16 protein-coding genes and 2 pseudogenes are annotated in these 24,838 nt (G+C 67.8%); 6 read left to right on the forward strand and 12 right to left on the reverse strand.

Annotation, left to right across the window (positions count from 1 at the left end; genetic code table 11):
* Together ACFPZ3_RS33210 and ACFPZ3_RS33215 are read right to left on the reverse strand one after the other, a co-directional pair.
* Positions 1-3,896: non-ribosomal peptide synthetase (locus ACFPZ3_RS33210; RefSeq protein WP_379518252.1), on the reverse strand; the 3,896-nt coding region annotated here is incomplete at its 3' end.
* Positions 3,897-4,334: 438 nt separating this feature from the next.
* Positions 4,335-5,078, reverse strand: coding sequence for a hypothetical protein (locus tag ACFPZ3_RS33215; RefSeq protein WP_379518253.1), 744 nt, complete (start codon positions 5,076-5,078; stop codon positions 4,335-4,337).
* Between the two features lie 308 nt (positions 5,079-5,386).
* Between ACFPZ3_RS33215 and ACFPZ3_RS33220 the strand changes: the two are divergent.
* Positions 5,387-5,602, forward strand: a pseudogene (locus ACFPZ3_RS33220) (hypothetical protein); the annotation flags it as partial.
* Here the strand turns inward: ACFPZ3_RS33220 and ACFPZ3_RS33225 are convergent.
* Positions 5,573-6,784, reverse strand: coding sequence for a cytochrome P450 (locus tag ACFPZ3_RS33225; RefSeq protein ID WP_379518254.1), 1,212 nt, complete (start codon positions 6,782-6,784; stop codon positions 5,573-5,575). The pseudogene ACFPZ3_RS33220 and the gene ACFPZ3_RS33225 overlap by 30 nt on opposite strands.
* A 316-nt stretch (positions 6,785-7,100) precedes the next feature.
* Positions 7,101-9,332 carry an AfsR/SARP family transcriptional regulator gene (locus ACFPZ3_RS33230; RefSeq protein WP_379518267.1) on the reverse strand — a complete coding sequence of 744 codons (2,232 nt, stop codon included), beginning with the start codon at positions 9,330-9,332 and terminating at the stop codon, positions 7,101-7,103.
* A 1,056-nt stretch (positions 9,333-10,388) separates the two neighbouring features.
* Between ACFPZ3_RS33230 and ACFPZ3_RS33235 the strand changes: the two genes are divergently transcribed.
* Positions 10,389-12,836 carry a PEP/pyruvate-binding domain-containing protein gene (locus ACFPZ3_RS33235; protein ID WP_379518255.1) on the forward strand — a complete coding sequence of 816 codons (2,448 nt, stop codon included), beginning with the start codon at positions 10,389-10,391 and terminating at the stop codon, positions 12,834-12,836.
* A 63-nt stretch (positions 12,837-12,899) separates the two neighbouring features.
* Here the strand turns inward: ACFPZ3_RS33235 and ACFPZ3_RS33240 are convergent, their stop codons facing one another.
* Positions 12,900-14,678: an ABC transporter ATP-binding protein gene (locus ACFPZ3_RS33240; RefSeq protein WP_379518256.1), complete on the reverse strand. Its 1,779-nt coding sequence runs from the start codon at positions 14,676-14,678 to the stop codon at positions 12,900-12,902.
* Positions 14,675-16,537 carry an ABC transporter ATP-binding protein gene (locus tag ACFPZ3_RS33245; RefSeq protein ID WP_379518257.1) on the reverse strand — a complete coding sequence of 621 codons (1,863 nt, stop codon included), beginning with the start codon at positions 16,535-16,537 and terminating at the stop codon, positions 14,675-14,677. The genes ACFPZ3_RS33240 and ACFPZ3_RS33245 overlap by 4 nt, the downstream gene beginning before the upstream one ends.
* A 32-nt stretch (positions 16,538-16,569) precedes the next feature.
* Between ACFPZ3_RS33245 and ACFPZ3_RS33250 the strand changes: the two genes are divergently transcribed.
* Positions 16,570-17,790 carry a cytochrome P450 gene (locus tag ACFPZ3_RS33250; protein WP_379518258.1) on the forward strand — a complete coding sequence of 407 codons (1,221 nt, stop codon included), beginning with the start codon at positions 16,570-16,572 and terminating at the stop codon, positions 17,788-17,790.
* Position 17,791: 1 nt separating this feature from the next.
* On the opposite strand, the gene ACFPZ3_RS33255 is transcribed toward ACFPZ3_RS33250, so the two are convergent.
* The 4 genes from ACFPZ3_RS33255 to ACFPZ3_RS33270 form a co-directional block, all read right to left on the reverse strand.
* Positions 17,792-18,340, reverse strand: a complete 549-nt coding sequence (locus ACFPZ3_RS33255; RefSeq protein WP_379518259.1) for a PH domain-containing protein — start codon at positions 18,338-18,340, stop codon at positions 17,792-17,794.
* A gap of 178 nt (positions 18,341-18,518) precedes the next feature.
* The gene (locus ACFPZ3_RS33260) at positions 18,519-18,749 is read right to left on the reverse strand and encodes a hypothetical protein (protein ID WP_379518260.1); all 231 of its coding nucleotides are present in this window, start codon (positions 18,747-18,749) and stop codon (positions 18,519-18,521) included.
* The gene (locus ACFPZ3_RS33265) at positions 18,746-19,243 is read right to left on the reverse strand and encodes a PH domain-containing protein (protein WP_379518261.1); all 498 of its coding nucleotides are present in this window, start codon (positions 19,241-19,243) and stop codon (positions 18,746-18,748) included. The genes ACFPZ3_RS33260 and ACFPZ3_RS33265 overlap by 4 nt, the downstream gene beginning before the upstream one ends.
* Positions 19,244-19,287: 44 nt before the next feature.
* Entirely contained in the window at positions 19,288-19,827 is a 540-nt protein-coding gene (locus tag ACFPZ3_RS33270) for a hypothetical protein (protein WP_379518262.1), read from the reverse strand.
* Between the two features lie 279 nt (positions 19,828-20,106).
* On the opposite strand from ACFPZ3_RS33270, the gene ACFPZ3_RS33275 reads away from it, so the two are divergent.
* The 3 genes from ACFPZ3_RS33275 (at position 20,107) to ACFPZ3_RS33285 (ending at position 23,426) form a co-directional block, all read left to right on the forward strand.
* Complete coding sequence (locus ACFPZ3_RS33275) at positions 20,107-20,901, forward strand: sensor histidine kinase (RefSeq protein WP_379518263.1); 795 nt, start codon at positions 20,107-20,109, stop codon at positions 20,899-20,901.
* Entirely contained in the window at positions 20,894-21,523 is a 630-nt protein-coding gene (locus tag ACFPZ3_RS33280) for a response regulator (RefSeq protein WP_379518264.1), read from the forward strand. The genes ACFPZ3_RS33275 and ACFPZ3_RS33280 overlap by 8 nt, the downstream gene beginning before the upstream one ends.
* A gap of 424 nt (positions 21,524-21,947) precedes the next feature.
* Entirely contained in the window at positions 21,948-23,426 is a 1,479-nt protein-coding gene (locus ACFPZ3_RS33285) for a non-reducing end alpha-L-arabinofuranosidase family hydrolase (RefSeq protein WP_379518265.1), read from the forward strand.
* 126 nt (positions 23,427-23,552) lie between these two features.
* On the opposite strand, the gene ACFPZ3_RS33290 is transcribed toward ACFPZ3_RS33285, so the two are convergent.
* Entirely contained in the window at positions 23,553-24,365 is an 813-nt protein-coding gene (locus ACFPZ3_RS33290) for an ROK family protein (RefSeq protein ID WP_379518266.1), read from the reverse strand.
* Positions 24,254-24,838, reverse strand: a pseudogene (locus ACFPZ3_RS33295) (hypothetical protein); the annotation flags it as partial. The pseudogene ACFPZ3_RS33295 and the gene ACFPZ3_RS33290, both read right to left, overlap by 112 nt.

The raw sequence follows: 24,838 nt of genomic DNA on the forward strand, positions 1-24,838 counted from the left end.
AACGGCACCGCACCAATCGCCACCACCACCGACGGCACCAAATACTCCGGCAACCGATCCACCAGCCCCGCCCGAACCTCAGCCAGCAACGCCCCCAGACCACGAGCCGCCTTCGGATCATTCACCAACCGCACCCCAGCCACAGCCGGGACATATCCGCCGGACAACACCGGCCCTGTGCCGGCGGGCAGGATCAGCAGGTCGAAGTGCGCCACCGACGCCGCCGACCAGGTCGGGATCGCCTGCACACCCCGCTTCTGACCCCACTCGATACAGTCGTGCGGGTCGATCCCGGCCGTCGGGGCCACCACGTCATCGTCCAGGGCTTGTTCGCACGCGACCTCCTCCACCAGACGGACGTTGGGAATGCCGACGATCCGCACCGGCACGGCGACCTGATCCAGATCAAGGTCCGGACTCCACGCCAGCGTGGGCACGTCAGAGGCGTCGACGACCTCGGCCGGGTCCTTGTGCAGCACCACCTCGTAGCGATGCCGGGTCAGCTCATTGAGGTAACCACCCGTCTTCAGCCGGATGTCGACCGCCCCGATCCGGGAATCAGCCTCAGCCAGGACCGTGAAGAACTCCGGCGCCACCACCAGTTCCTTCTCCACCATCACCGAATGCGCCACCGCAGCCCGCAACCGGTCCAGTTGCCCGGCGAAACGCGGCGCCCGTACCGCCGCGTGGAAGGCACGCAACGTGCCGGCATGCCGCACATCGCCCACCACCAGCCGGCCACCCGGCGCCAGCAGCCCGACCAGCCGGTCGATCACCCGCCGCAAATACTCCCCGTCGGGGAAGTACTGCACGACGGAGTTGAGCAGAATCGTGTCGAAATACCCCTCAGGCAATCCGTCCACGACATCGGCCCCCTGGGCACGCAACGTCACCCGGTCGGCCAGCCCCCGCGCCGCGACCTGGCCACGCAACCGATCGATCACCGTGCCCGACAGGTCCGTACCCCAGAACTCCGCACAATGCTCGACCAACTGCGACAACAACAGACCCGAACCGACACCCACCTCCAGGACACGCTCGGGCCGGAAGCGCAGCACCTGCTCCACCACAGCATCACGCCAAGCCCGCATCTCCCCCAGCGGAATCGGCTCACCCGAATAAGAACTGTCCCAGCCGGTGAAGTCCTCACCAAAGGTGTCCACCTCCGACCCGGCATACACCGAGTCGTAAATCTCCTGCCACTCACTCACCTGCCCGGCAGCATCCGCAGCAGCCGCCGCCACCGCCAGATCCGGCACCACATAACCCACCAGACGCGCATCACCCGGCACATCCTCACGAACCACCACCACCGCCTGCCGAACCCCGGCATGCGCGGCCAAAGCCGTCTCGACCTCACCAGGCTCGATGCGGAAGCCGCGCACCTTGACCTGCTCGTCGGAGCGGCCGACGAACTCCAGCTGGCCGTCCGCGCGGCGGCGCACCACGTCGCCGGTCCGATACATCCGCTCCCCAGCGGCGAACGGACACGCCACGAAACGCTCCGCCGACAACCCCGCCCGGTTCAAATACCCCCGGGCCAAGCTCGCTCCCGCGATGTACAACTCCCCCGGCACCCCAACAGGAACCGGACGCAACCCCTCATCCAGCACATACAGCCGGGTGTTCGCCACCGGCAAGCCGATCGGCACCCCATCGGACAACGCACCGCTCATCGACGCGCACACCGTCGACTCCGTCGGCCCATACGCATTCACGAACCGCCGGCCCGAAGACCAGCGCGCCACCAACCCCGGCGGACACGCCTCCCCCGCCACCACCACGACCGCCAGATCCGGCAGCCGATCCGGATCCGGCACCCCCGCCAGCACCGACGGCGGCAACGTCACATGCGACACCCGCTGCTCAGCCAGCACCCGCCCCAGCACCTCACCCGCCAACGGCGCAGACTCCACCGCCACCACCAACGCCGCACCCGAAGCCAACGCCAGCACCAACTCCCAGAACGCCGCATCGAAACTCGGCGAAGCAAACTGCAACACCCGAGACGAAGCCGAAACCCCCAACCGCTCCGCCTGCGACAACGCCAAACTCGCCGCACCCGCGTGAGAGACCACCACACCCTTCGGAACACCAGTCGAACCCGAGGTGTAGATCACATACGCCGCCCCCGACAACTCCCGCTCCACCCCAGGAGCGGTCGCGGGATAGCCGGACACGTCCGGCAGCTCCTCCAGCACCACCACCGGGCCGGCATCAGCCAGCATGAACTCACGCCGCTCCACCGGATAGCCCGGATCCACCGGCACATACGCGCCGCCAGCCTTACCGATCGCCAGCACCGCCACCACAAGATCAACCGACCGCGACAGCAACACACCAACCCGATGCTCCGGCCGCACACCCCGAGCGATCAACCAATGCGCCAGCCGATTCGCCCGCACATCCAACTCGGCATAGGTAACCGACTCACCACCGCAGACAACAGCGGTCGCCTCCGGAGTCCGCTCCACCCACCGCCCGAACAGACCGGCCAGGCCCAGCTCCGGCACGTCGGCGGCGGTGTCGTTCCATCCCGGCAGCAACTCCGACCGCTCGGCCTCGGTCAGGATCTCCACCTGCCCGATCCGCCGCCCGGGATCGCCCACCACCTGCTCCAACAGCAGCACCCACCGCGCCACCAACCCCTCGACCGTGCTCCGATCGAACAGGTCGGTCGAATACTCGACACGCGCTTCGATTCCAGCAGCGGCGCCGGTCTGGTCGTGAGATTCCACAAGGGATAGCAGCAGATCGAAACGTGAGGTTCCGGTGCCGACGACCTCAGCCCGAACCGGCAGGCTGGGCGCGCCGAAGTCGCCCTGGGGGGTGTTCTGTACCACGAGCGCCACTTGGAACAACGGGTGGTGGGCGGTGGAGCGTTGCGGGTTGAGCACCTCCACCAGATGCTCGAACGGCACATCCTGATGGTCGTAAGCGGCCAGGCTGGCCCGCCGCACCCGCTCGACGAGCTCGACGAAGCTCGGGTCGCCCGAGGTGTCGGTACGCAACACGAACGTGTTGACGAAGAACCCGACCAGATCCTCCAGCGCAGGGTCGGTACGACCGGCGACCCCGCTGCCCAGCGGAACATCGGTGCCCGCGCCCAACCGGGTGAACAGCGCCGCCATGGCCGCCTGCAACACCATGAACACCGTCGCGTTGGCGCCCAGCGCCAGCTCCTCCAGCCGCCGGTGCAGCGCCGCGTCCAGCTCGAAGACCGCGTACGCGCCCTTGTAGGACGCCACCGCCGGCCGCGGCCGATCCGTCGGCAGATTGAGCTGCTCGGGCAACCCCGCCAACTGCCGCTTCCAGTACTCCACCTGACGGGAGTACAGACTCTCCGGATCGGACTCCTCCCCCAGCAACTCCCGCTGCCACAACGTGTAATCCACGTACTGCACCGGCAGCGGCTCCCACGCGGGCGCCTGCCCCGCCGCACGCGCGGTGTAGGCAGTGAGCACGTCACGGGACAGCGGACCCATCGACCAGCCGTCACCGGCGATGTGATGGATCACGATGAGAAGGACGTGCTCGTCGGCCCCGCAGTCGAACAGGGTGGCCCGGACAGGGATCTGCGTCGACAGGTCGAACGCGTACCGGGCGGCCGCCGCCAGCACATCCGGCAACTCCTCTTCGGTGCTGCGCAGATGCTGCCATCCGAAGTCCGCGTCGTCCGGGTCGAGCACTACCTGCTGCGGTTCTCCGTCGACCTCAGGAAACACAGTTCGCAATGTTTCGTGGCGACCGATAACGTCTTGCAGCGCGTCTCGCAATGCGTCCGTGTCGAGCGCACCAGTCCATCGTAGCTTCAGCGGCATGTTGTACGTCGCCGACGGGCCCTCCAGCTTGTGCAGGAACCACAACCGACGCTGGGCAAAGGACAACGGAATCAAAGAATTCCACTCCTACCGAAGTATCAACTTGCACGTGCAGACAGCCGCGGCCAAGAGCGCACTACTGGCTCAGAGAGTTTCGAACCAGACTCACGCAATGTCAAGCACAGCTGGTACCGATGCCGCCCGTTTTCGCAGCAACCCGAACATCGCACTCACCTTGCAAGGGAGAGTAAAGTAGGCTACTCTCCGAAAAACAAAACCCGGACCATTTGAAAAATCCCAATGCTATAATCAGAGCTCTGAACAGCGGAAACGACCAGCACAGCACCTTAGCCTCGCCGCCGCGCCCATCCGGAGAACAGCATCCGATTCCGATGACTTCATGACACATCGGAGCTTCCCAAGTAATTGGCTCTCGACCGAATTACTTTGACTAGTCAATAAATACGAACCGCACAATCGATGGCCCCCCTCAGGCGCGCGTTCACGAGCTTCTCACGCAACGTAGTTGATCTGGTAGCCAGCCTCTTGAATCAGCCACGCCGGTGCAGCCTCATGGTGTGCTGCGAAGGCCTTATTCCAGTCAACGGGCGCGTTGTGGATTTCGATGTCGCAGATGCGCACCGACTCGGCGACGCCGTGGTAAGCGACCTCGTCTGGTAAAGGGAGAACGCGTCGGGCTCCAGCGCCGCGGCCCTCTTGAGGAAACCCTTCAGCATCGGCGAACCGGTGGCGGCCCTCCTCCTTCAGACGCGGCGACGGATCACGCAGCAGCCTGTCGAGTATCAGGACGGGCTCCTGCGACACCGGCTCCCCCTGGACGGACGCCTCGCCATCGTGGCCGACCTCGACCGCGGTGCCGACAATGACCTTTGCGGGCGCGGGGCGGGTCTTCCTTGGCGACTCGTCCGACAGCATCCGTTTGCGTACATCCCCGGCCGTGGCCGGGGAAATGCCGTCGATATGCCGCTGCCCGCGGATGAGCGCGGCATCGAGACGGTGCATCCCGTCGATGACGCGGCGGTCGAGGATGGGAAGAAGCGGCCGGTCGATTTCGGCCAGCCGGGTCACGTGCTCCCGATCTTGCCCCTGCAGACGAGGCGACTCGCCGGGCAGCAGCATCGCGATCGGAACGGAGACGATTTCTGGTCCGGAAGGCGGGGAAACGCCGGGGACGTGGTTGCTCACTTCGGTGCAAGCGCCACGTTGAGCTTCATCTACCCGCAAGTCATTCACCACGATCCTGTTCTCTGCGGTCCTCGCCACCCTGAACCTAGGCGGCGAGCGCCTGATCTCTGCCGGATTCCTGCCTGATTTTCGCTCCTATTCGGGCGACCGGATCTCGGTGACACATGGTCCCGATCATCGCGCCACAACATCTCCCAGCCCGGGCTCTTGCTTGAGACGGCGTTCATCTGGCCGGCCTTCAGGCCCCGTCAGCAGCCGACCCCGGGCAGCGAGGTGGCCGGGGATATGAGGCGCGCGGCGCGCTCAACGGCCTGCTCACCGCCCAGATCCCCACGTCCGGCGTCTGCGCGGCAAGCGGCGGCAATCACGCCAGGCCGTCGCAGAAGCGGGCCGATCGCGCCCACGCCAGGCTCCGCGGCCCCGGTGAACGAGCGAACGCCCAGCTGAAGACCTGGAAGACCCTCCGCGAGCTACGCCGCAGCCTTTCCAAGGCCGGCCACAGTCCGAGGAACCGCTGGTCGGCTTCTCTTCGAACCTGCACCCGATCAAGCGCTCAACCGTACGGCCAGGCGTGAAAGTCCCCACGTGAAGTTGGAGGCGTTGTAAACCGGCTGGTCGCGTACCTCGATGGTCCGTACACGGCCGGCCAGCTCGCGCAGGAACACCGTCAGCTCCAGCCGGGCCAGCCGGGCGCCGATGCACAGGTGGCGCCCGGCGCCGAAGGTGACGTGCCGGTTGGGCGTGCGGTCGACCAGGAAGCGGTCCGCCTGCGGGAACTCCTCCTCATCCCGGTTGGCCGAGACGTTCCAGAGGGTCACCCGGTCGCCGGAGGCGATGTCCACGCCGCCGATGGTGGCCGGGCGCAGCGCCGTACGCAAGATGTGGACGCCGGGCACGGTCCAGCGCAGCACCTCTTCCACGGCGGCGGGCAGCATTTTCTCCACGGCCGCCCCGTCGCCGGACCTGAGCAGTTCCCACTGGTCGCGGTGCTCGGCGAGAGCGAGCACCGCGCCGGCGGTGGAGAAGCGGGTGGTCTCGTTCGCACCGGACAGGACGCCGCTGCAGTTGAAGACGATCTCCTCGTCGGTGAGCGGGCGCCGGCCGGTCTCAGCCACGCGCTGGTCGGTGGCGATGCGGCTGATGAAGTCGTCTCCCGGGTTCTTGCGCCGCTCGTCGAGCAGTTCGCTGAAGTACAGGAAGATCTCGCTGTGCGCGTGTCTCTTGGACTCCTCGTCGGTGCCCTCGAAGGCGGCGGAGATGGTGTCGCAGACCCAGTCCCAATCGGCGGCCGGGATGCCCATCAGCGAGCAGATCACGTGGTTGGTGAGGCGCTTGGCCACCTCGTAGAAGTCCACCTCGTCGCGCTGCAGCACGTCGTCGATGGCGTGGGCGGCGGCGGCCCGCGCCAGGCGCTCCATGCGGGGCAGCTCCGAGTGGCCCAGGGCCTTGGAGATCACGCTCTTGATGCGGTTGTGGTCCGGCGGGTCGGAGACGATCAGCATCCGCCCGGAGACGGCCGCCACGGCCTTGTCCACGCTGCCCAGGCGCATGCCGTGGCGGGAGCTGAACGTCTCGCTGTCGGTGTAGACGCGGGTCACGTCCGCGTGCCTGGTCACCACCCAGAAGCCCCGCCCACCGGCTTCTGCGTGCCAGTGGACCGGGTCGTTCTGCCTGAGCCAGGCGAACATCGGCCAGAACGCGTTGCGGCCGAACAACGTGTCGTCGGTCACGTCGATCAGCACAGCCGGTTCTGTCATGACACGCTCGCTTCCTGCAAATGCTGCCAACCGAAGTCCGCATCATCCAGGTCGAGGACTACCTGCCGGGTTCGCCGACGACCTCAGGAAACACAGTCCGCAAGGATTCGTGACGCCCGATCACATCCGGTAGCGCTGGGTCTTCTGAGGGCCTTCAAGGGGACGCTTCCTCTGTCTGGGTGGCACGGCGCTGAGAGTAGGGCAGCGACGTTGAGTCCTCCCGGCTCAAAGGTAGGGGGCAAGCGCCTGATCTTCGTCTTATTCCTGCCTGATTCCCGGCTTCCACCCGACGACCGCCTTCAGGCGGCCAAGCCTTCTAGCCGACCTCACTACCCCGGTGTGTGCCGCTCTTCACGTGCATCCGGCCGGCACCGGCCGCTACCCGCTCGTCCTCCACGCGCTGCAGGCGCAGTAAGCCCATCCGCGTGCCGGTGGCGGAGTCGCCCGCATGTGTGGCAGCCAGGTGGACGGCGTCCAGCATGTGGGTGGCCTCGTTGTAGTGTCCCGAAGCGAGCAGGAACGGCGCCGTCCAGGCGACGAGGTCAGCGGCCGCGCGGACATTGCCCGTCCTTGCCGCGCTCAAGACGAGGGCGGTCAGGTTGGCCCGTTCGGCACCCAGCCACGATCGGTCGGCACGGGATGGCTCGGTCCGTGGCATCGCGTCAAGGTCCATCGGTATGAGTGGGAGCGGCATTGCGCTGGTCGCCGCTCGAACCCGCGCTGTGGCCGCGAGGACCAGCCTGGCCATCGCCTCGCGCAGTTCCTGCTGACTCGCCGTCTCGTCGGCGACGTCGATCGCGAAGTCTCGTATCAGGTTGTGACACTGGTAACGGGGCTGGCCTGCGGCGTCGATGTCGTGAGCGGTCATCAGGCCGACGGCCACCAGGGTCTCGACGGAGCGGTCGGCTTCGCGCGCCGGCACACCGAGAAGCGCGGTGATCGACCAGTCGGTCAAGGTGTCCAGGCTCGCCACTCCAATCAGCCGGAAAGCCCGTCGGTCCGCGGCTGACAGCATGTCATAGCTCAACTGGATGCTGGCGCGCAAGTCCATGCGCCGTGCGACCAACTCGTCCAGGCGTGTGCTGTCGTCGCTCAGCCGGGCCGCGAGCTGGCGGAGTGGCCATGACGGCCGGGCGGCGAGTCTCGCACCCGCTATCCGCACTGCCAGGGGAAGACGCCCGCACCTCTGAAGGATCTCACGAGCGGCCTGGGGCTCGCGGCTGATGCGCTCCTGGCCGATTGCCGAGCGGAGCAGGTCGCAAGCCTCGTCCTCGGAGGGAACCTCCAGCGCGACCCGCTGCGTGCCCGGCAGCCCGGACAGCGGACCGCGTGATGTGATCAGGATCCCGCAGTTCGGGGTGCCCGGCAGCAGCGGTTCTACCTGGGCCTCATCGCGGGCGTCGTCGAGCACGATGAGCACTTCACGGTCAGCGATGCGGTCTCTGAAGAGGGCAGCCCGCTCCTCTGCGCCGTCCGGAATGTGAGCGCCGTCCACGCCGAGGCTGCTCAGCATCTCAGCGAGAACCTCGGCCGGTTCTCTTGGTGCCGCAGACGCCCCATGCAGGTGCGCGTAAAGCTGACCGTCGGCGAATCGCGACCGGGACTGATGCGCGACGTGCAGGGCGAGAGTGGTCTTGCCGACACCGGGGAAGCCGGATATCGCGACGATCGCGGGTGAAGATGCTCTCTTCTTCCAAGCTGCGGTGATCGACTTGATCTCGGCGCTTCTGCCGATGAAGTCACCGATGTCCGGAGGGAGCAGGCACAACCGGCGCCAGAGCCGCGCTCCCCTGTGCCACTCCGCCGGCCCCGGTACCAGATCGTCGGCGAGCAGCTTCTGATGAAGTTCCCGCAATTGCAGTGAGGGCTCGATGCCAAGTTCCGCCACGAATCGGCTGTGCAGGTCCCGATAGGTCCGAAGCGCCTCGGCCGGCCGCCCGCATGCATGCAGGGCGTGCATCAGCAGCGCATGTGGCCGTTCGGACAGCGGATACTCCCCAGCCAGGCTGGTCATTTCCGCGATCACATCGACATGCTGGCCTCTCGCCAGCTTGATCTCGGCCCTGGCCTCGATTGCTGCTCTACGCACTCCCAGAAGGCGCTGTGTCTCACTGATTCCGAGCGGTCCCCGCAAGTCCGCCAGTGGTTCCCCGCGCCATAGGTCAAGCGCCTCGTCGAACAGTTCGATGGCCGCTTCCGCCCGTCCTTGGGAGTGGGCCAGATTGGCCTCCTGCGTAAGGGCGGTGAAGGCGGTGACGTCCAGTTCGGTGTGCTCCAGGTCCAGGAGGTAGCCAGAGTTGCGCGTGACGATCACCTTCGGGCCGACCGCACCCAGTGCCATCCGTACGTCGGAGACGAGCGTCCTGACCCTGCCGGCCGCCGTTTGGGAAGGGGCCTCACCCCATATTTCATCCAGCAGCCGGTCAATGGAGACTACGTGGTTCGCCTCGATCGCGAGTGTGGCCAGCAGCGCGCGTCGCTGCGGGGTGAGTGCGATCTTCCGGCCGCCGATGTAGATTTCCAGCGATCCCAGAACGCTGAGCGTCACCTGCCGCAACTTTCGACCCCCTCCTGTGTGCTGACGCTGCACCGTGCGTTACCAGCCGGAAACGTACTGCCAGACATCAAGCGCCCTGTCCTTGTGTGCTCTTGCCTGCGTGATCCAGCAGGGCAACAGTTCCTTCAAGACGACACGCATCAGGTCTCTCCACCGGACGGGCAGCGAAATGGCGGGACGGCTCTCCCCTGCGGAATCACGCGAGCCCCGAGATCGGTGATGGCGACCGCCTTACATATTTTTCCATAATGGCACCACTATGTACTACATTCACAGATCTTGAGGTGGCGGATCTCCGCGTCGGCCATCTCCGGGGCCGGCCGGTCATCACCCGAAGCCCCCCGCTAAGCGCATCTGACCAGTGGGAATACTCTCCGTATACCGCCCAGACCAATCGGAAATCTCCGTTGGCGTAGCAACTGCCTGGCTCCGACGAGACCCCGGGCGGCACCCGGAAACGCCCGCTCCGCCAGCCCGCGACCGAATATGGAACGTACCAATGAAGCTGCCCCGAAGATACGCCCCGGCTTGTTGACCAGCGTTTATAACCTGCGGATATCACCCGATAGCACAACGTCACCGAAGCCCGAACCGCTAAACCGAGGAGACGCCGAGCTCAATGCCATGGCCTCGCCACCGCGGCCGCCCGGGGATTACGGTGGCTTTCGACGCATCGGGGCTTCCCCACGTGATCAACTCTCGATAGGGTTACTCTGTCTGGCAATGAATGCGAAGCGGGACAATTGACGAACTACCTGGGACGCGCGTTCGCGAGCTTCTCCGCGCAATGGACGCGATCTGGTAGCACGCCTGATCCACGATCTGGTAGTGAGCCTGATCGAGGTCTATGAAGGTGGCGATCGTCTCTGCCCGACGACGCGATAGCGCGGGGGGCCTCGCTCGCGGCGCACGGCGTGCTCCCAAGGAACTCGCCGGATTCATCGGGCTCGATGTCGCGTATTTTTCGCATCGTGGGACTAGCCGGAACGGCGATGTCATCCACGTCATGAGTTGCCCCGTAAAGGTGGCCAGCAAGAAGGATCCTGGATGAACGTAATCAAACTCGCAGACATTGACGTCGGCATGATCGACCTGGTCGGCGGCAAGGCCGCGGGGCTCTTCGAGATGATCAGAGCCGGCGAGCGGGTGCCGGACGGCTTCTGCGTCACGACCGACGCGTTCAAGACCGGGAGCATCCCGGAGGAGGAGGTGTGGCGCGCCTACGAGGAGCTGGGCGAGGGCCTGGTCGCCGTACGGTCCAGCGCCACCGCCGAGGATCTGCCGGACGCCAGCTTCGCCGGCCAGCAGGACACCTTCCTTAACGTGACCGGGCGCGAGGACCTGCTCAGCGCGATCCGTAAGTGCTGGGACTCCCTCCACAGCGAGCGCGTCGTCGCCTACCGTGAGGCAGCCGGCGTGGGCGAGGCGACGATGGCCGTCGTCGTCCAGCGCATGATCGATCCCAAGGCGGCGGGCGTGCTGTTCACCGCCAATCCGGTCACCGGGACACGCACGGAGATGGTCGTGGACGCCGCTCCCGGCTTGGGCACCGCGGTGGTCGACGGCAACACCATCCCCGACCACTACGTGCTGGACGGGACCCCGCCGCCCCCAGGCTGCCTCACCCCCGCCCAGCTCGACGAGCTCCGCAGCGCGGGTGAGCGGCTGCAGACGCGTCTCGCGGGGCCGCAGGACATCGAGTTCGCCTTCGACGCCGACGGCACGTTGTGGCTGCTGCAGACCCGGCCGATCACCACGCTCTTCCCCCTCCCCCCGGACACCGGGCAGCCCGGTCCCCGGCTCTTCCTCGAGTTCGGCCACATCCAGGGGATGCTCCGCCCCTGCACCCCCATGGGGCTGTCGCTGATCCGGGTGGGGACGGCGCGATGGTTCAAGGAGTTCGGCGGGGACAGCAACGACGCCTACCGGTCGCATCGCCGGTTCGTTCCCATCGCCGGGCATCTCTACATGGACATCACCGAGTCCCTCCGCAACGAACGACGGCGGAAGAACCTTCCCGAGAGCCTGGCACTGTACGGGCCGCGGGTGCAGGACGCCGTGCGGCTCATGCTCGACGATCCCCGGTTCGCGGTCCGGCCGAGCCCGCCGACCAGCATCCGGAACGCCATCAGGCTCACCCTGCGCTCGATCGTCACCTCGATTCCCGGGACCGTTCGCAGCCTGGCGCGGCCCGACGAGTCGCGGAAACGGGTGTTCCGCTACGTCGAGGAGATCCAGCGCCGGTCGGCCGCTCCGCCGGAGCTCACCACGGCCGACCAGCGGCTCCAGTGGGTCGTCCAGGACTGCTGGATGCCGCTCATCGGTGCGGATTTCATGGCGGTCATGGGGTCGATCCACCTCTCGCTCCAGCTCAGCGCGCTGCCGCCGATGCTGCTCAAGGGCATCGCCACCGACGAGGAGATGGACCAGGTCCTCGGCGGGATGCCGCACAACGTGACGACCGAGATGAATCTCGCGCTGTGGCAGGTGTCGCAGAACGCCCGCGAGCACCGGGACATGTTCCTCTCGACTCCGGCCGCCGAGCTTGCCGAGCGCTATCGGAACGGCACGCTGCCGGACATCGGGCTGAAGGGCTTTCTTGACTCCTACGGCTTCCGGGCGGCCGCGGAGATCGACGTCGGCATGCCGCGCTGGTCGGAGAACCCCGCGCCGCTGATGTCCACGATCGTCAACTACCTGCGGGTGGAGGACCCGGACCAGGCAGCCGACCTGCGGTTCAAACGAGCCGCGGCGAAGGCGGAAGCGATGATCGAGGTGCTGGAGCAGCGGGCGCGCCGCACCCGGCCGATACGTGGACGGCTGGCCGGAACGCTCATGCGGCGTTTCCGCAAGCTCCTCGGGCTGCGCGAGATCGGCAAGTTCACCCTGGTGCCGATGATCGCCGCGGCGCGCGCGCAGTTGCTGCTGGTCGGCGACGACCTCGCCGGGCGGGGGCTGCTCGAACGAGCCGACGACGTCATGTTCCTCAATCTGGAGGAGGCGCGCGCGGCCGTGTCAGAGGGGACCGACCACCGGGAACTGGTCGCGGCACGGCGGGCCGAGTACGACCGCGAGGTGCGGCGGCCCCGGATCCCGGCCGCCGTCCTGTCCGACGGGACCGAGATCGAGGCACTCGTACCCGCCGTGCCGGTGGAGGACGCGGACGACGGCAGGACGCTGACCGGAACCGCGGGGGCGGCAGGCCGGGCGACGGGCCGGGCCCGGGTGATCCACGACCCTTCGGGGGCGCACATCGAGCCGGGCGAGATCCTCGTCGCTCCGACCACCGACCCTGGGTGGACGCCGTTGTTCATGACCACGGCCGGGCTGGTTTCCGAGACCGGCTCGCCCTTGGCGCACGGTCCCACAGTGGCCCGTGAATACGGCATTCCCGCCGTGATCAGCGTCCGCGACGCCACAACGCTGATCCGGACCGGGCAACTGATCACCATCGACGGCGCGGCCGGGACCGTCACCATCGAACAGGAACAGTAGGGCGAGGCACGTCCAGCGGGCGGGCACGGTCTCGGAGACCGTGCCCGCCCGCTGGACGTTCCCTCAGCTGTCGTCGCCTCGGCCCGAGGTGAACTGGGAGGCGTGGAGTCGCGCGTAGGTTCCCCGGGCGGCGAGCAGCTGGTCATGGGTGCCGTGTTCGACGATGCTGCCGGAGTCCATGACCAGGATGGTGTCGGCGTCGCGGATGGTGGACAGCCGGTGGGCGATGACGAAGCCGGTCCTGCCGACGCGCAGGGAGGCCATGCCGTGCTGGATGAGGGCTTCGGTCCGGGTGTCCACGGCGCTGGTGGCCTCGTCCAGGATGAGAATGGCGGGGTTGCCGAGGAAGGCGCGGGCGATGGTGATGAGCTGTTTCTCGCCGGCGCTGATGTTGGAGCCCTCTTCGTCGATGACGGTGTCGTAGCCGTCGGGCAGGGTGCGGATGAAGTGGTCGGCGCGAGTGGCCATGGCCGCCTCGACGACCTTCTCCCTCGGAACGTCGTCGGCGCCGTAGGCGATGTTGGCGGCGATGGTCCCGTTGAACAGCCAGGGGTCCTGGAGGACCATGCCGATCCTGCCGCGCAGCTCGGCGCGGGGCAGGGTGGCGATGTCGATGCCGTCCACGGTGATCCTGCCGCTGGTGACCTCGTAGAACCGCATGATGAGGTTGACCAGCGTGCTCTTGCCGGCGCCGGTCGGACCGACGATCGCCACGGTGCTGCCGGGAGGCACGGTCAGCGACAGATCCTCGATCAACGGTGTGGAGGGGGTGTAGCGGAAGGAGACCTGCTCGAAGGCGACGCGGCCGCGCGGGGTGTCCCGCCGGGGATCGCCCTCCGGGTCCGGCCGTTCCTCCGGCGCGTCGAGGAACTCGAAGACCCGGCTGGCCGAGGCGAGGCCGGACTGGATCAGGTTCGCCATCGAGGCGAGCTGGCCGATCGGCTGGTTGAACTGCTGGGCGTACTGGATGAACGCCTGGACCAGGCCGACGGTGAGAGTGCCGGCCGCGACCTTCAGCCCACCGACGACCGCGACGGCGATGAAGCCGAGGCCGGCGATGAAGAACATGCCCGGTGCCATGAACCCGGACAACATCTGTGCCTTGCGGGCCGCGCCGTACAGGGTCTGGTTGTACCGGTCGAAGGTGGTCGCGATCTCTCGCTCCCGGCCGAAGACCTTGACGAGGGACTGGCCAGTGATCATTTCGTCGACGTACGCGTTGACCGCGCCCATCGCCTCGGCCTGGGCGGTGAACTGCGGTCTGGTGCGCTTGGCGATCGCGCCCGCCACCACCATCGAGGCCGGAACCGTCAGCAGCACGACCACGGCCAGGTCCGGTGCGATCCGCACCATCATCACGGTCACTCCGATCACCGTGAGGAAGGGGGTCAGCAACTGGCCCAGGATCTGGTTGAGCGCCTGTGAGAGGGTCTCGACGTCGTTGGTGGTACGCGAGAGCACATCCCCACGGGGCTGAGAGTCGAGGTAGGCCAAGGGGAGCCGGTCGAGTTTCGCGCCCACCCTTTCGCGCAGCCGCGAGGCCGTCCTGGCGACCATCTCGCCGGTGAGCCACAACTGGCCCCAGGCGCAGACCGAGGCCATGGCGAAGACGCCGACCGCGGTCAGCAACTGCCGGGCCAGCGAGGCCATGTCGACTCCGCCGTGCCCGACGCCGTAGACGATCAGATCCGTGGCGCGCCCGAGCAGCAGGGGCCCGGTCACCGTCAGGGCCGTGGCGATCAGGCCGAGCAGGGCCCCGGCGCCCGCGAGCCGTAGCTCCGGCCGCACCAGTCCGATCAGCCGGCGACCGGTGCCCGCCGCAGGACGCCTGTCCGGCTTCACGGGCCCACCGGTTCGGCCTGGGACAAAACGATCTCCTGGTAGGTCGTGTTGTGCGCGGCCAGCTCGGCGTGGGTCCCGGCCCCGACCACCTGCCCCTGGTCCAGCACGACGATCTGATCGGCGTGCAGGACGGTGGAGATCCGCTGAGCCACGACGACCACGGTGGCGGTTCCGATGGCCTGCGCGAGCCCGGCCCGCACGGCCGCGTCGGTGCCGTAGTCCAGGGCCGAGAACGCGTCGTCGAACAGATAGACGCGACGGGGGGCGACAAGCGCTCGTGCGATCGTCAGCCGTTGCCGCTGCCCGCCGGAGAAGTTCCCGCCTCCCTGCGCGACCGGCGCCGCCAGCCCTTCCGGCAGTGCCTCGACGAACTCTCGTGCCTGGGCCACCGACAATGCCTCCCACAAACGCTCGTCGGTCGCGTCCGGGTCGCCGAACCGCAGGTTCGAGGCGATGGTCCCGCTGAACAGGTAGGACTGCTGCGGCACCATCCCCACCACCGACGCCAGCTCGTCCGGATCCAGTTCGCGAACGTTCACCCCGTCGATGAGCACGTCGCCCGATGCCGGGTCGAACAACCTCGGCACCAGATTGACGAGCGTGGTCTTGCCGCTGCCGGTGCTTCCGACGATGGCGGTGGTCTGGCCTGGGTACGCCGTCAGGCTCACCCCGCGCAGCACCGGCTCCTCGGCGCCGGGATAGCCCACGGTCACGTCCCGGATCTCCAGCATTCCCGCCGGCGTGGTGTTCATCATCCGCGGGGCCTTCGGCGGCAGCACGGTCGACTCGGTGGCCAGAACCTCACGGATGCGCTCGGCCGAGGCCGCCGCCCGGGGAGCGATCACGAAGAGCGACAGCGCCATCATCACCGCCGCCATGGTCTGCGACAGCAGCGTCAGCACCGCGGTGAGCGCCCCCGCCCGTACACTGCCGGAGGCCATCAGTGAGGCGCCGAGCCAGATGACCGCCACGCCGGAGAGATTCAGCACCCCCATCACCATCGGTGACAGCAGGGCCATCGCTCGCGAGAACCTCAGCGACGTCTGCACCAGCTCGTTGTTGGCGGCCACGAACCGCTGCCGCTCATGCGCCTCCCGGACGAAGGCCCGGATCACCCGTATGCCGCCGATCTGCTCGCGCATCACCCAGTGGATTCCTTCGACCCGCTCCTGCATTCTGCGGACCAGCGCGCGGATCCGTCTGAAGAGCAGAGCGACGCACGCCACCATGACCGGCACCGCGACGAGCAGCAGCAGGGCCAGCCGCGGGTCCTGCCGCATCACCAGAACCACTCCCCCGATGCCCAGGACCGGGGCCGGCAGCGCCACGTTCAGCGTTGTCTGCGTGAGCATCTGAAGATTACGCACGTCGCTGGTCGACCTGGTGATCAACGCCGAGGAGCCGAACCGGTTGACCTGGTTGACGGAGAACGTCTGTACGTGATGGAAGATCGTGGACCGGAGATCCCGCCCCACCGAGACGGCCACCTGCCCCGCGCAATAGGCCGCCCCGGCCGAAGCCGCCATCTGAACCAGCGCTATCGCCAGCATCCCCGCACCGGTGGCGAGAATGTAGCTGGTGTCACCCCGCCTGACCCCGGTATCGATGATGTCGGCCATCACCTGCAGCAAGTAGAGACCCGCCAGCGTCTGAACCAACTGCAGGGCCAGCGTGGCCACCAGAAACCCCATGTAGCCGCGCAAGTGACCATAGAGCAGACGTATCACTGGGCACGACGAACTTCGGGGGCATTCGGCCGCATAAAGGATGATCATACCCCGGACTTGATCGTCTTGTGGGGCCATCCATATACGGACATGACAGACTCGGACATGATCGTGGTTTCCGGCGGATCCCATCCCCGCCCTCACCTCAAGGAGCAGAGCGAACCATGCCGACCCGGACCCTGGCCAAGCCCAGTGAGGCAGGGAACCTGAATCTGGCCGACCCCCGCACCCACGCGGAAAACGATCTCACCGAGGTGTGGCGCTGGATGCGGGCCACCGAGCCCGTCTACTGGCACCCCCCGGTCGGCGCGGCGCCTGGATTCTGGGTGGCCACCCGGCACAGAGACGTCGCCTCGATCTATTTCGACAACAAGCGCTTCACCTCGGAAAAGGGAAATGTCCTGTCCACCCTGCTCCAGGGTGGCGATTCAGCGGCCGGCGTCATGATGGCCGTGACCGACGGCCGGCGGCACGCCGAAATTCGCCGCATATTGTTGCGAGCCTTCTCGCCCCGCGCGTTGAGCGGGGTGGTGGAGAATCTGGAAAAAACCACGCAGGGCCTGCTCCAGGACATTGTCTCGGCCGGTGGCGGCGATTTCGCCGATGAGGTGGCCGCGCACATTCCGCTGGCCACCATCTGTGACTTGCTCGGGGTGCCGAGCAGCGACCGCGCCTCGCTGCTGGAGTGGACCAAGGCGGCGCTCAGCGCGGAAGGACCCGACCAGTCGGCGGCGGATATCTGGCAGGCGCGCAACGACATCCTGGGCTACTTCGAGACCCTGGCCCGGCAGCGCCGCAGGCGGCCGGGCACGGACGCCGTCAGCGTGCTGGCTTCCTCCATGGTCAACGGCCGGCCGCTGAGCATGGAGGAAGTGGTGAGCAACTGTTACAGCCTGATCCTCGGCGGTGACGAGACGAGCCGGCTCTCGATGAGCAGCGCCGTACTGGCCTTCATCGAGCACCCCGACCAGTGGGCGGCCTGGAAACGGGGCGAGGTGGAGACGTCCGACGCGGTCGAGGAGATATTGCGGTGGACCACCCCCGCCATGCATTTCGGGCGGACCGCGCTCGAAGATGTCGAAGTCGGCGGCCGGCTGATTCGCGCCGGCGACATTGTCACGCTGTGGAACAACTCGGCCAACCGGGACGAGGAAGTGTTCCCCGATCCCTTCCGATTCGACCTGTCGCGATCAGGCAACAAGCATATTTCATTCGGTTACGGCCCCCATTTCTGCCTCGGCGCCTACCTGGGGCGGGCCGAGATCGCGGCCCTGTTGACCGGGCTGCGAAGCCTGGTCACCGAGGTGGAACTGAACGGCAGGCCGCGCTGGATCTATTCGAACCTGCTGAGCGGGATGAGCAGCCTGCCCGTGCACCTCTCATGACTCAGGAATGCCACTCGCTTCCCTCGGTCGCGACGCCGGGAGGGCGCTCCGGTTCGACGAATGGGGCGAGCAGACGGGGCACTGCGGCCTCCGCCAAAGCCAGGCCCTGATCCACGGACACATCCCGGATCCTGTAGATGCCGTCCCCCGCGGCCGTGGTGGCCCCGAGGGTGAGCAGCCCGGCACGGCGTTGGAACGGCGATCGGGTGACCGTCCAGCCGATGATGCCGTCCCGCCGGAGAACGACCGTCCGCCGGGCGAACGTCCCGTACATGATGGCGAGATAGCGGCCCCGCACGCCGTGACCGAGGTTGCGGTAGGCGTCGTAGGCGAAGGCCGACAGGACCGGCGCCAGCAGCAGGCCGGTGATCCAGCCGGTGGTGACGAACGGGTGGCCGAGCCACGGCCCAAGGCCGGCGAGGACGGCGGCGGCGAGGACTGCCGTGATCAGCGCCCGGTTGATCCGTCTGCGCAACGCGGCGCGGGGATGCGGTGCCAGGCCCGCCCTGTCGAGCAGCCCCTCCTCCGGCGGCGCGCCGGCCGGCAGCACCTGGGCGGAGACCTGGAGCGCCTGCGCGCGAGGGACCGGGGGGTCAGGACGCGGCGTCTGCGGTTCTCCTCCCGGTCGCCCAGGCCGCTGGTGACGGCGTTGAGCCTGGCGCCGCCGGCCCAGCGCAGCGGGATCGGCTCGACCAGTTCGACGCCGCGCAGCCGATTCTCCTCCAAGCTCACGGACCGGGTGGCCAGCAGGCCGCGACGGACCCGCAGGACACCGCCTTCTGCGCGCCGCAGCTCGTACCCGCGGTGACGAGCAGGCTGATCAGGAGCAGGGCCAGAGGCGCGGCCGGGATGCTCAGGCTGACCGCGATCAGCCGGCCGCTCAGCCGCCCGCTCAGCCGCCCGCGGTGGCCGGGCGGCGTGGCGTGCGCCGCGCGGTCAGAGGTGCTGCCGGAGGTCATGCGTTGTCTCCCGGTACGACTTGGGCACGGCGGGTCAGGTATGTCACCAGCTCGTCGCCGACCTCGCGGTCCAGTCCGTTGATCCGGACCGCGGAGGAGGAGGCCGTGGTCACGCTGACGCCGGACAGCCCGAACATCTGCTGCAGCGGCCCGCGCAGCGTGTCCACGCTCTGCACGCGAGACAGCGGCACGACCCGCCACTGCTGCCAGAGCCAGCCCGAGGCCGCGTAGACCGCCTCGTCGGTGACCTCCCAGCGGTGCACCCGATAGCGCCAGAACGGCATGACGGCCATGTAGAGCAGGCCGGGAACGAGGGAGATCAGGGTGAACCACATGAAGAGTTCACGGGTCGGGGGGATGCTGGCCCACAGGATCGCGAAGGTGAAGGGCAGGGGCAGGGCGAACACCGCGGACTGCGCGCTCCACCAGCCGATCGCCCGGCCGGCGACGCGGTTGCGGGGCGGCCGGAGCGTCAGGTTGCTCTGATGGTTCATTGTGCTGTCTCGTCATCTTCCGGGATGTGGAGGGATCGCCGCTGTCAGGAGACGTCGGCGGCGTGCGACGGGGCTGCCGCCGCGCCCGCCTTCAGCTTGCGCATCTTGGTCATCAGCACGGCGGTACGCGCCAGGACCATGGCCAGCGACATGAAGACGAAGGCGTTGGCGTAGGTGTCCGCCCCGCTGATCCGGTAGTCGATGGAGAAGCGGACCAGGCCCTCGGCGAACCAGTGCTCGGCGCCGTACGCGAACAGGACCCGCCCGGCGGACAAGACGATCCACACCAAGGCGTAGCCGATTCCGCCGACGGTGTAGAGCTCGCCCGACCCGCGCCGGTGGGCGGGCAGCAACGCACCGGCGATCAGGCCGCCGATCAGCCCCGTACCGATTCCCACGAGTTGCAGCGACACGTCGTTTCCCTGCGTGGGGAGGGAATGGACGAAAATGGCGATGATGACGGCCACGGCGATCACCGAGCGCAACATTCGCATCGTGGTGATGCGGCGTTGTCCCAGATCAGTGGCCAGGATGATGAGCAGAATGGTTCCGCTCGCGATGAGGGCCGCAAGAAACTGACTCATGGGGGATTCTCCGGATCGCACAGATAGGTTTTCGTGCCTGGCACGTTCTTTCGCGCTTTCCACGCTAGAAACCCGGCGCCCACCGCGAGACGACCGAACGGCTGGACCGGTTGTCAACCGATCGGTGGACACGTCCCCGGCCGTGGTACGACTGGTGGGTGCGAGTACGACTTCAGGCGAACGGACGGCAGACCGGCGAACAGGGGGAGGCTGAGCCGCGTACCGGCTGGTTCGGCCTGTGGGACGGCTTTTTCGCGGTCGGGCACGGGTGTCTGGGGCATGCTGCCGATCTCGCTGATGAGCTTCGCGCTGTCGATCCTGCTCGGACTGTGGATCAAGCGGATGACCCAGCAGAGCAAGGAACGCGCCCGGCTCATCGAGGAGTTGCGGCGCAGCCAGGCGCGAGTGGCCAGGCTCTCCCACGAAGCGGGCATCTCGGCCGAGCGGGAACGCCTGGCCCGGGAGATCCACGACACTCTGGCCCAGGGCCTGTCCAGCATCATCAGCCTGGTCCAGGCCGCGGAGTCCAAGATGCGCGACGAACCGGACCACGCGGCCGGCCACCTGTCGCGGGCCGGGCAGGTGGCCAGGGAGTCCCTCGCCGAGGCGCGTGACTTCGTCGCGACCCTCACGCCGCCCACCCTGCGCGGAGGTTCGCTGGTGCAGGCGGTACGCAGGCAGGCGGACGGGCTGATCGCCGAGACCGGTCTCGACGTGCGCACCTCGGTGCACGGAGAGGAGGAGTCCCTGCCGATGCCCGTCAACGTCGTCCTGCTGCGCACCGTGCAGGAGGCGATCGCCAACGTCCGCAAGCACGCCGAGCGGGCCCGCACGGTGGACGTGGCGGTGACCTTCGAGCCGGACGCCGTGCGCCTGCTCGTCCGGGACGACGGCAAGGGCTTCACCCCGGACGACGCACGGGAGGGGTACGGCCTGCGCGGCATGCGGGCCCGGCTGGCGGAGATCGACGGAACGGTGACGGTCAGCAGCCGGGCGGGCGAGGGCACCGCGATCGAGGTGCGCGTTCCCGTGGCGGTCGCGGGCGTCACGGGGAAGGTGGCGGCCGGTGGCTGAGGGACAGCCGATCAAGGTCCTGCTGGCGGACGACCATCCGGTGGTCCGCGAGGGCCTCATCGCGATGCTGGAGTCCGCCGACGGCATCACCGTCGTCGGCGAGGCCGGGTCAGGGGAGGAGGCGGTCGTCCAGGCGGGGGTGCTGCGGCCGGACGTCATCCTGCTGGACCTGCGCATGGGCGGCATGGACGGTGTCGCGGCCACCCGGGACATCCTGCGGCGGCTGCCGGGCAGCAGGATCGTCATCGTCACGACATATGAGGGCGACAGCGACATCCTGCGCGCCGTGGAGGCGGGAGCGGCCGGCTACCTGCTGAAGGGCAGCTCGCGGCAGGAGCTGATCGACGCGGTCTTCGGCGCCGCTCGCGGGGAGACCGTGCTCACCCCGTCGCTCGCGGGCAAGCTCTTCCGCGCCCGGATGCCCGCTCAGTCGGCGCTGTCGGAGCGCGAGTGCGCGGTGCTCCGCCTGGTCGGCCAGGGCCTGACCAACGCCGAGATCGGCGGCGAACTGTTCATCAGCGAGGCGACCGTCAAGACGTACCTGCTGCGCTGTTTCAGAAAGCTCGGCGTCTCGGACCGTACGGCCGCGGTGATGACGGCGATGGAACGCGGCCTGCTGTGACTCCTTAACCGTTCACAGGAAGAAACTTAATCCAGATCAAGACCTAAGTTAACTTCTAATGCGCCGCAAATTATCCCGTTGCCTACTGGTTACTCTGTGAAACTTTCACATGCACGGGCAGGTCTCCCCCGGACGAAACTCCAGGCTGGGGAGCGTTCCGGCAGCACCGCATGAGTCAGCAGCGGTTGCTCCTCGTTGACGACAGCCCGGACTGTCGGATGTACTCCGCGTCAACGTACTAAGCCATGCAGCTGTGCAGGATCGAATGTTAGCGCTAACAGAGCCAATGGCCGCCGTCTTCGATCTAGGTACGCGGGTCGTCTCGCCGGCGACAGCGGCTCGATCTGGAGGTCACTGTGAGGCGCCTGCTCGCGGTGCTCGGCGGCGCGGTCACCGCCACGTCGACAGATGAATCGGAGAGCTCATGAAATTCAGATCCCTGGCCGTCCTCGCGGCGGTGGCCACCTTACTGGCGAGCCTGTTCGTCGCCCTGCAGATTCAATCCGCCAGCGCGGCCACCGTCGACACCAACGCCTGGTACGTCCTGGTCAACCGCAACAGCGGCAAGGCCCTGGACGTCTACAACCTGTCCACCGCCGACGGCGGCCGCATCACCCAGTGGGCCCGTAACAACGGCAACCAGCAGCAGTGGCAGTTCGTCGACTCCGGTGGGGGCTACTACCGCGTCAAGTCCCGCCACTCCGGCAAGGTGCTCGACGTCTACAACTTCTCCACCGCCAACGGCGGCGCGATCGTGCAATGGGCCGACGGCAACGGCACCAACCAGCAGTGGCGGCTGGCCGACAGCTCGGGCGGCTATGTGAGGTTCATCTCGCGCCACAGCAACAAGGCCCTGGAGGTTCAGGGCGCCTCCACCGCCGACGGCGCGAACATCGTCCAGTACGACGACTGGGGCGGCAACAACCAGCAGTGGCAGCTCGTCCAGGTCGGCGGCGGCGACCCGAGCCCGACGCCTACACCCACGCCCACCGGTATGTGCGATCTTCCGTCGACGTACCGCTGGACATCGACGGGCCAGCTGGCGACCCCGAAGTCAGGATGGGTCTCGCTCAAGGACTTCACCACCGTCCCCTACAACGGCAGGCAACTCGTCTACGCCACGACGCACGACACGGGAACGACGTGGGGCTCGATGAACTTCAGCCTCTTCACCAACTGGTCCGACATGGCCTCGGCCAGCCAGAACACGATGTCGTCCTCCACCGTCGCGCCCACGCTCTTCTACTTCGCCCCGAAGAACATCTGGGTGCTCGCCTACCAATGGGGCGCAACCGCCTTCTCCTACCGCACCTCCACCGACCCCACCAATCCGAATGGCTGGTCATCGCAGCAGGTGCTCTTCTCCGGCAGCATCTCAGGCTCCGGAACAGGCCCCATCGACCAGACCGTCATCGGTGATAGCACGAACATGTACCTGTTCTTCGCCGGGGACAACGGCAAGATCTACCGGGCCGGCATGCCCATCGGGAACTTCCCCGGCAGCTTCGGCAGCACCTCGACGGTGATCATGAGCGACACGACGAACAACCTGTTCGAAGCCGTCCAGGTCTACAAGCTCCAGAACCAGAACAAATACCTCATGATCGTCGAAGCGATCGGCTCCCAAGGCCGCTACTTCCGCTCCTTCACCGCCACCAGCCTCAACGGCTCCTGGACGCCCCAGGCCACCAGCGAGAGCAACCCCTTCGCCGGCAAGGTCAACAGCGGCGCCACCTGGACCAACGACATCAGCCACGGCGAACTCATCCGCACCAGCGCCGACCAGACCATGACCGTTGATCCCTGCAACCTGCGGCTGCTCTACCAGGGACGTAGCCCCAGCTCCGGCGGCGACTACGGCCTCCTCCCCTACCGGCCGGGTCTGCTGACACTGCAGCGCTGACAGCGTGACACGGGGCGGGCTCGGTGCGACACCGAGCCCGCCCGAACCACGGGCGACCGATGAAAGCGGGATGGACGATCGTGACCGGGATGATCTCGCCGTTGACCCGCAGGCCCAGGTAGACGGTCAGGCCGGCGCGGACAGGGCTTCCAGACCCGCGCCGACCAGCCCGGCATCCTCGCCGAGCATGGCGGGGAGCAGCGGCGCGACGGACGGGCCAGGCAGGGTCTCGGCGTGGTAGGCGGCCTCCATGGGCCCCAGCAGCGCCGGCCCGAGCATCGAGACCCCGCCGGCGATGACGATCGCGTCGGGGTCGATCAGATTGGCGGCGCCGGCCAGCACCCGGCCCAGGAGCGTCGCCGCGTCGGCGATCACGTGGGAACCGATCTCGCCGATCTCGGCCAGCGACAGCGCCTGCCCGGTCTCCTTGAGATAGGCGCGCTCGATCGCCGGTCCCGCGGCGTACGCCTCGATGTGGTCGAGCGCTCCGCACGAGCAGCGCAGCCCGGCGCTCGCCGGGGCAGGCAGGTGGCCGATGCTTCCCGCGGTCCCCGTGGCCCCGGCCCGGACCCGGCCCTCGACACAGACCGCCCCGCCGATACCTGTGCCGATGGCGACGACCAGCGCCGTACGCGCGCCCCGGGCAGCTCCGACCCGTGCCTCGGCGGCGCCCGCGGCATGGCAGTCGTTCAGCACGACCGCCGGGAGCCGCAACGCGCGCTCGGCCTCGCCCTTGACGTCGGTGCCCGCCCAGCCGGTGAGCAGATCGGTCGCCGACGCGATGCGTCCCAGCGGGTCGACGATCCCGGCCGTGCCGATCCCGCAGGTCACGGCCCGCCGCGCCAACGGCTGGGCGAGCTCGAAGACGGCCCGCAGGATCGACGGCCCGGCGGGAGTGGGTGTCCTGCGGCGTTCGGTGAGCGTGCCGTCCGCCGCCACCAGCCCGGCCGCGATCTTCGTACCGCCGATGTCGACGGCCAGCGCGAGCGGCGGTGTCGGGGTGCGGCCGCGGTCCTCGCGGTACGGCGGTGTCGCGGCGCGGCGGCGGCCAGCCGCCTGGTGATGGAGATCGGATCCGTGATCGCACCGCCGACCACCACAGCCCACGCGCCCGCCGCGAAAGCCTGCCGCACCTGTTGCTCGGTGCGGTAGCGGCCCTCCGCGATCACCCGCACCCCGTGGGAGGCGAGCGCGCCGACCAGGTGCAGGTCGGGGTCGTACGGGGTGGGCAGCTGGCGCGCGGTGTAGCCGGACAGCGTGGTGCCGACGAGGTCCGCGCCCGCCTCCCAGGCCGCCAGACCCTCCTCCAGGGTCGAGACGTCCCCCATGACGGGCACACCCAGCTCGTGGATCTGCCCGATCAGCGTCAACCGCGGTGGGCGCCGTGCTGGTCGCCCGCGTGCTCGCCGCCC

It is taken from the genome of Nonomuraea insulae (assembly GCF_042656245.1).

Bases quoted from the DNA above. Each gene is read 5' to 3' on its own strand.
- ACFPZ3_RS33260 (WP_379518260.1), bottom strand. From the start codon at position 18,749: ATGACCTCCGGCAGCACCTCTGACCGCGCGGCGCACGCCACGCCGCCC.
- ACFPZ3_RS33235 (WP_379518255.1), top strand. From the start codon at position 10,389: ATGAACGTAATCAAACTCGCAGACATTGACGTCGGCATGATCGACCTG.
- ACFPZ3_RS33225 (WP_379518254.1), bottom strand. From the start codon at position 6,784: ATGACAGAACCGGCTGTGCTGATCGACGTGACCGACGACACGTTGTTC.
- ACFPZ3_RS33265 (WP_379518261.1), bottom strand. From the start codon at position 19,243: ATGAACCATCAGAGCAACCTGACGCTCCGGCCGCCCCGCAACCGCGTC.
- ACFPZ3_RS33250 (WP_379518258.1), top strand. From the start codon at position 16,570: ATGCCGACCCGGACCCTGGCCAAGCCCAGTGAGGCAGGGAACCTGAAT.
- ACFPZ3_RS33270 (WP_379518262.1), bottom strand. From the start codon at position 19,827: ATGAGTCAGTTTCTTGCGGCCCTCATCGCGAGCGGAACCATTCTGCTC.
- ACFPZ3_RS33245 (WP_379518257.1), bottom strand. From the start codon at position 16,537: ATGGGATCCGCCGGAAACCACGATCATGTCCGAGTCTGTCATGTCCGT.
- ACFPZ3_RS33275 (WP_379518263.1), top strand. From the start codon at position 20,107: ATGCTGCCGATCTCGCTGATGAGCTTCGCGCTGTCGATCCTGCTCGGA.
- ACFPZ3_RS33285 (WP_379518265.1), top strand. From the start codon at position 21,948: ATGAAATTCAGATCCCTGGCCGTCCTCGCGGCGGTGGCCACCTTACTG.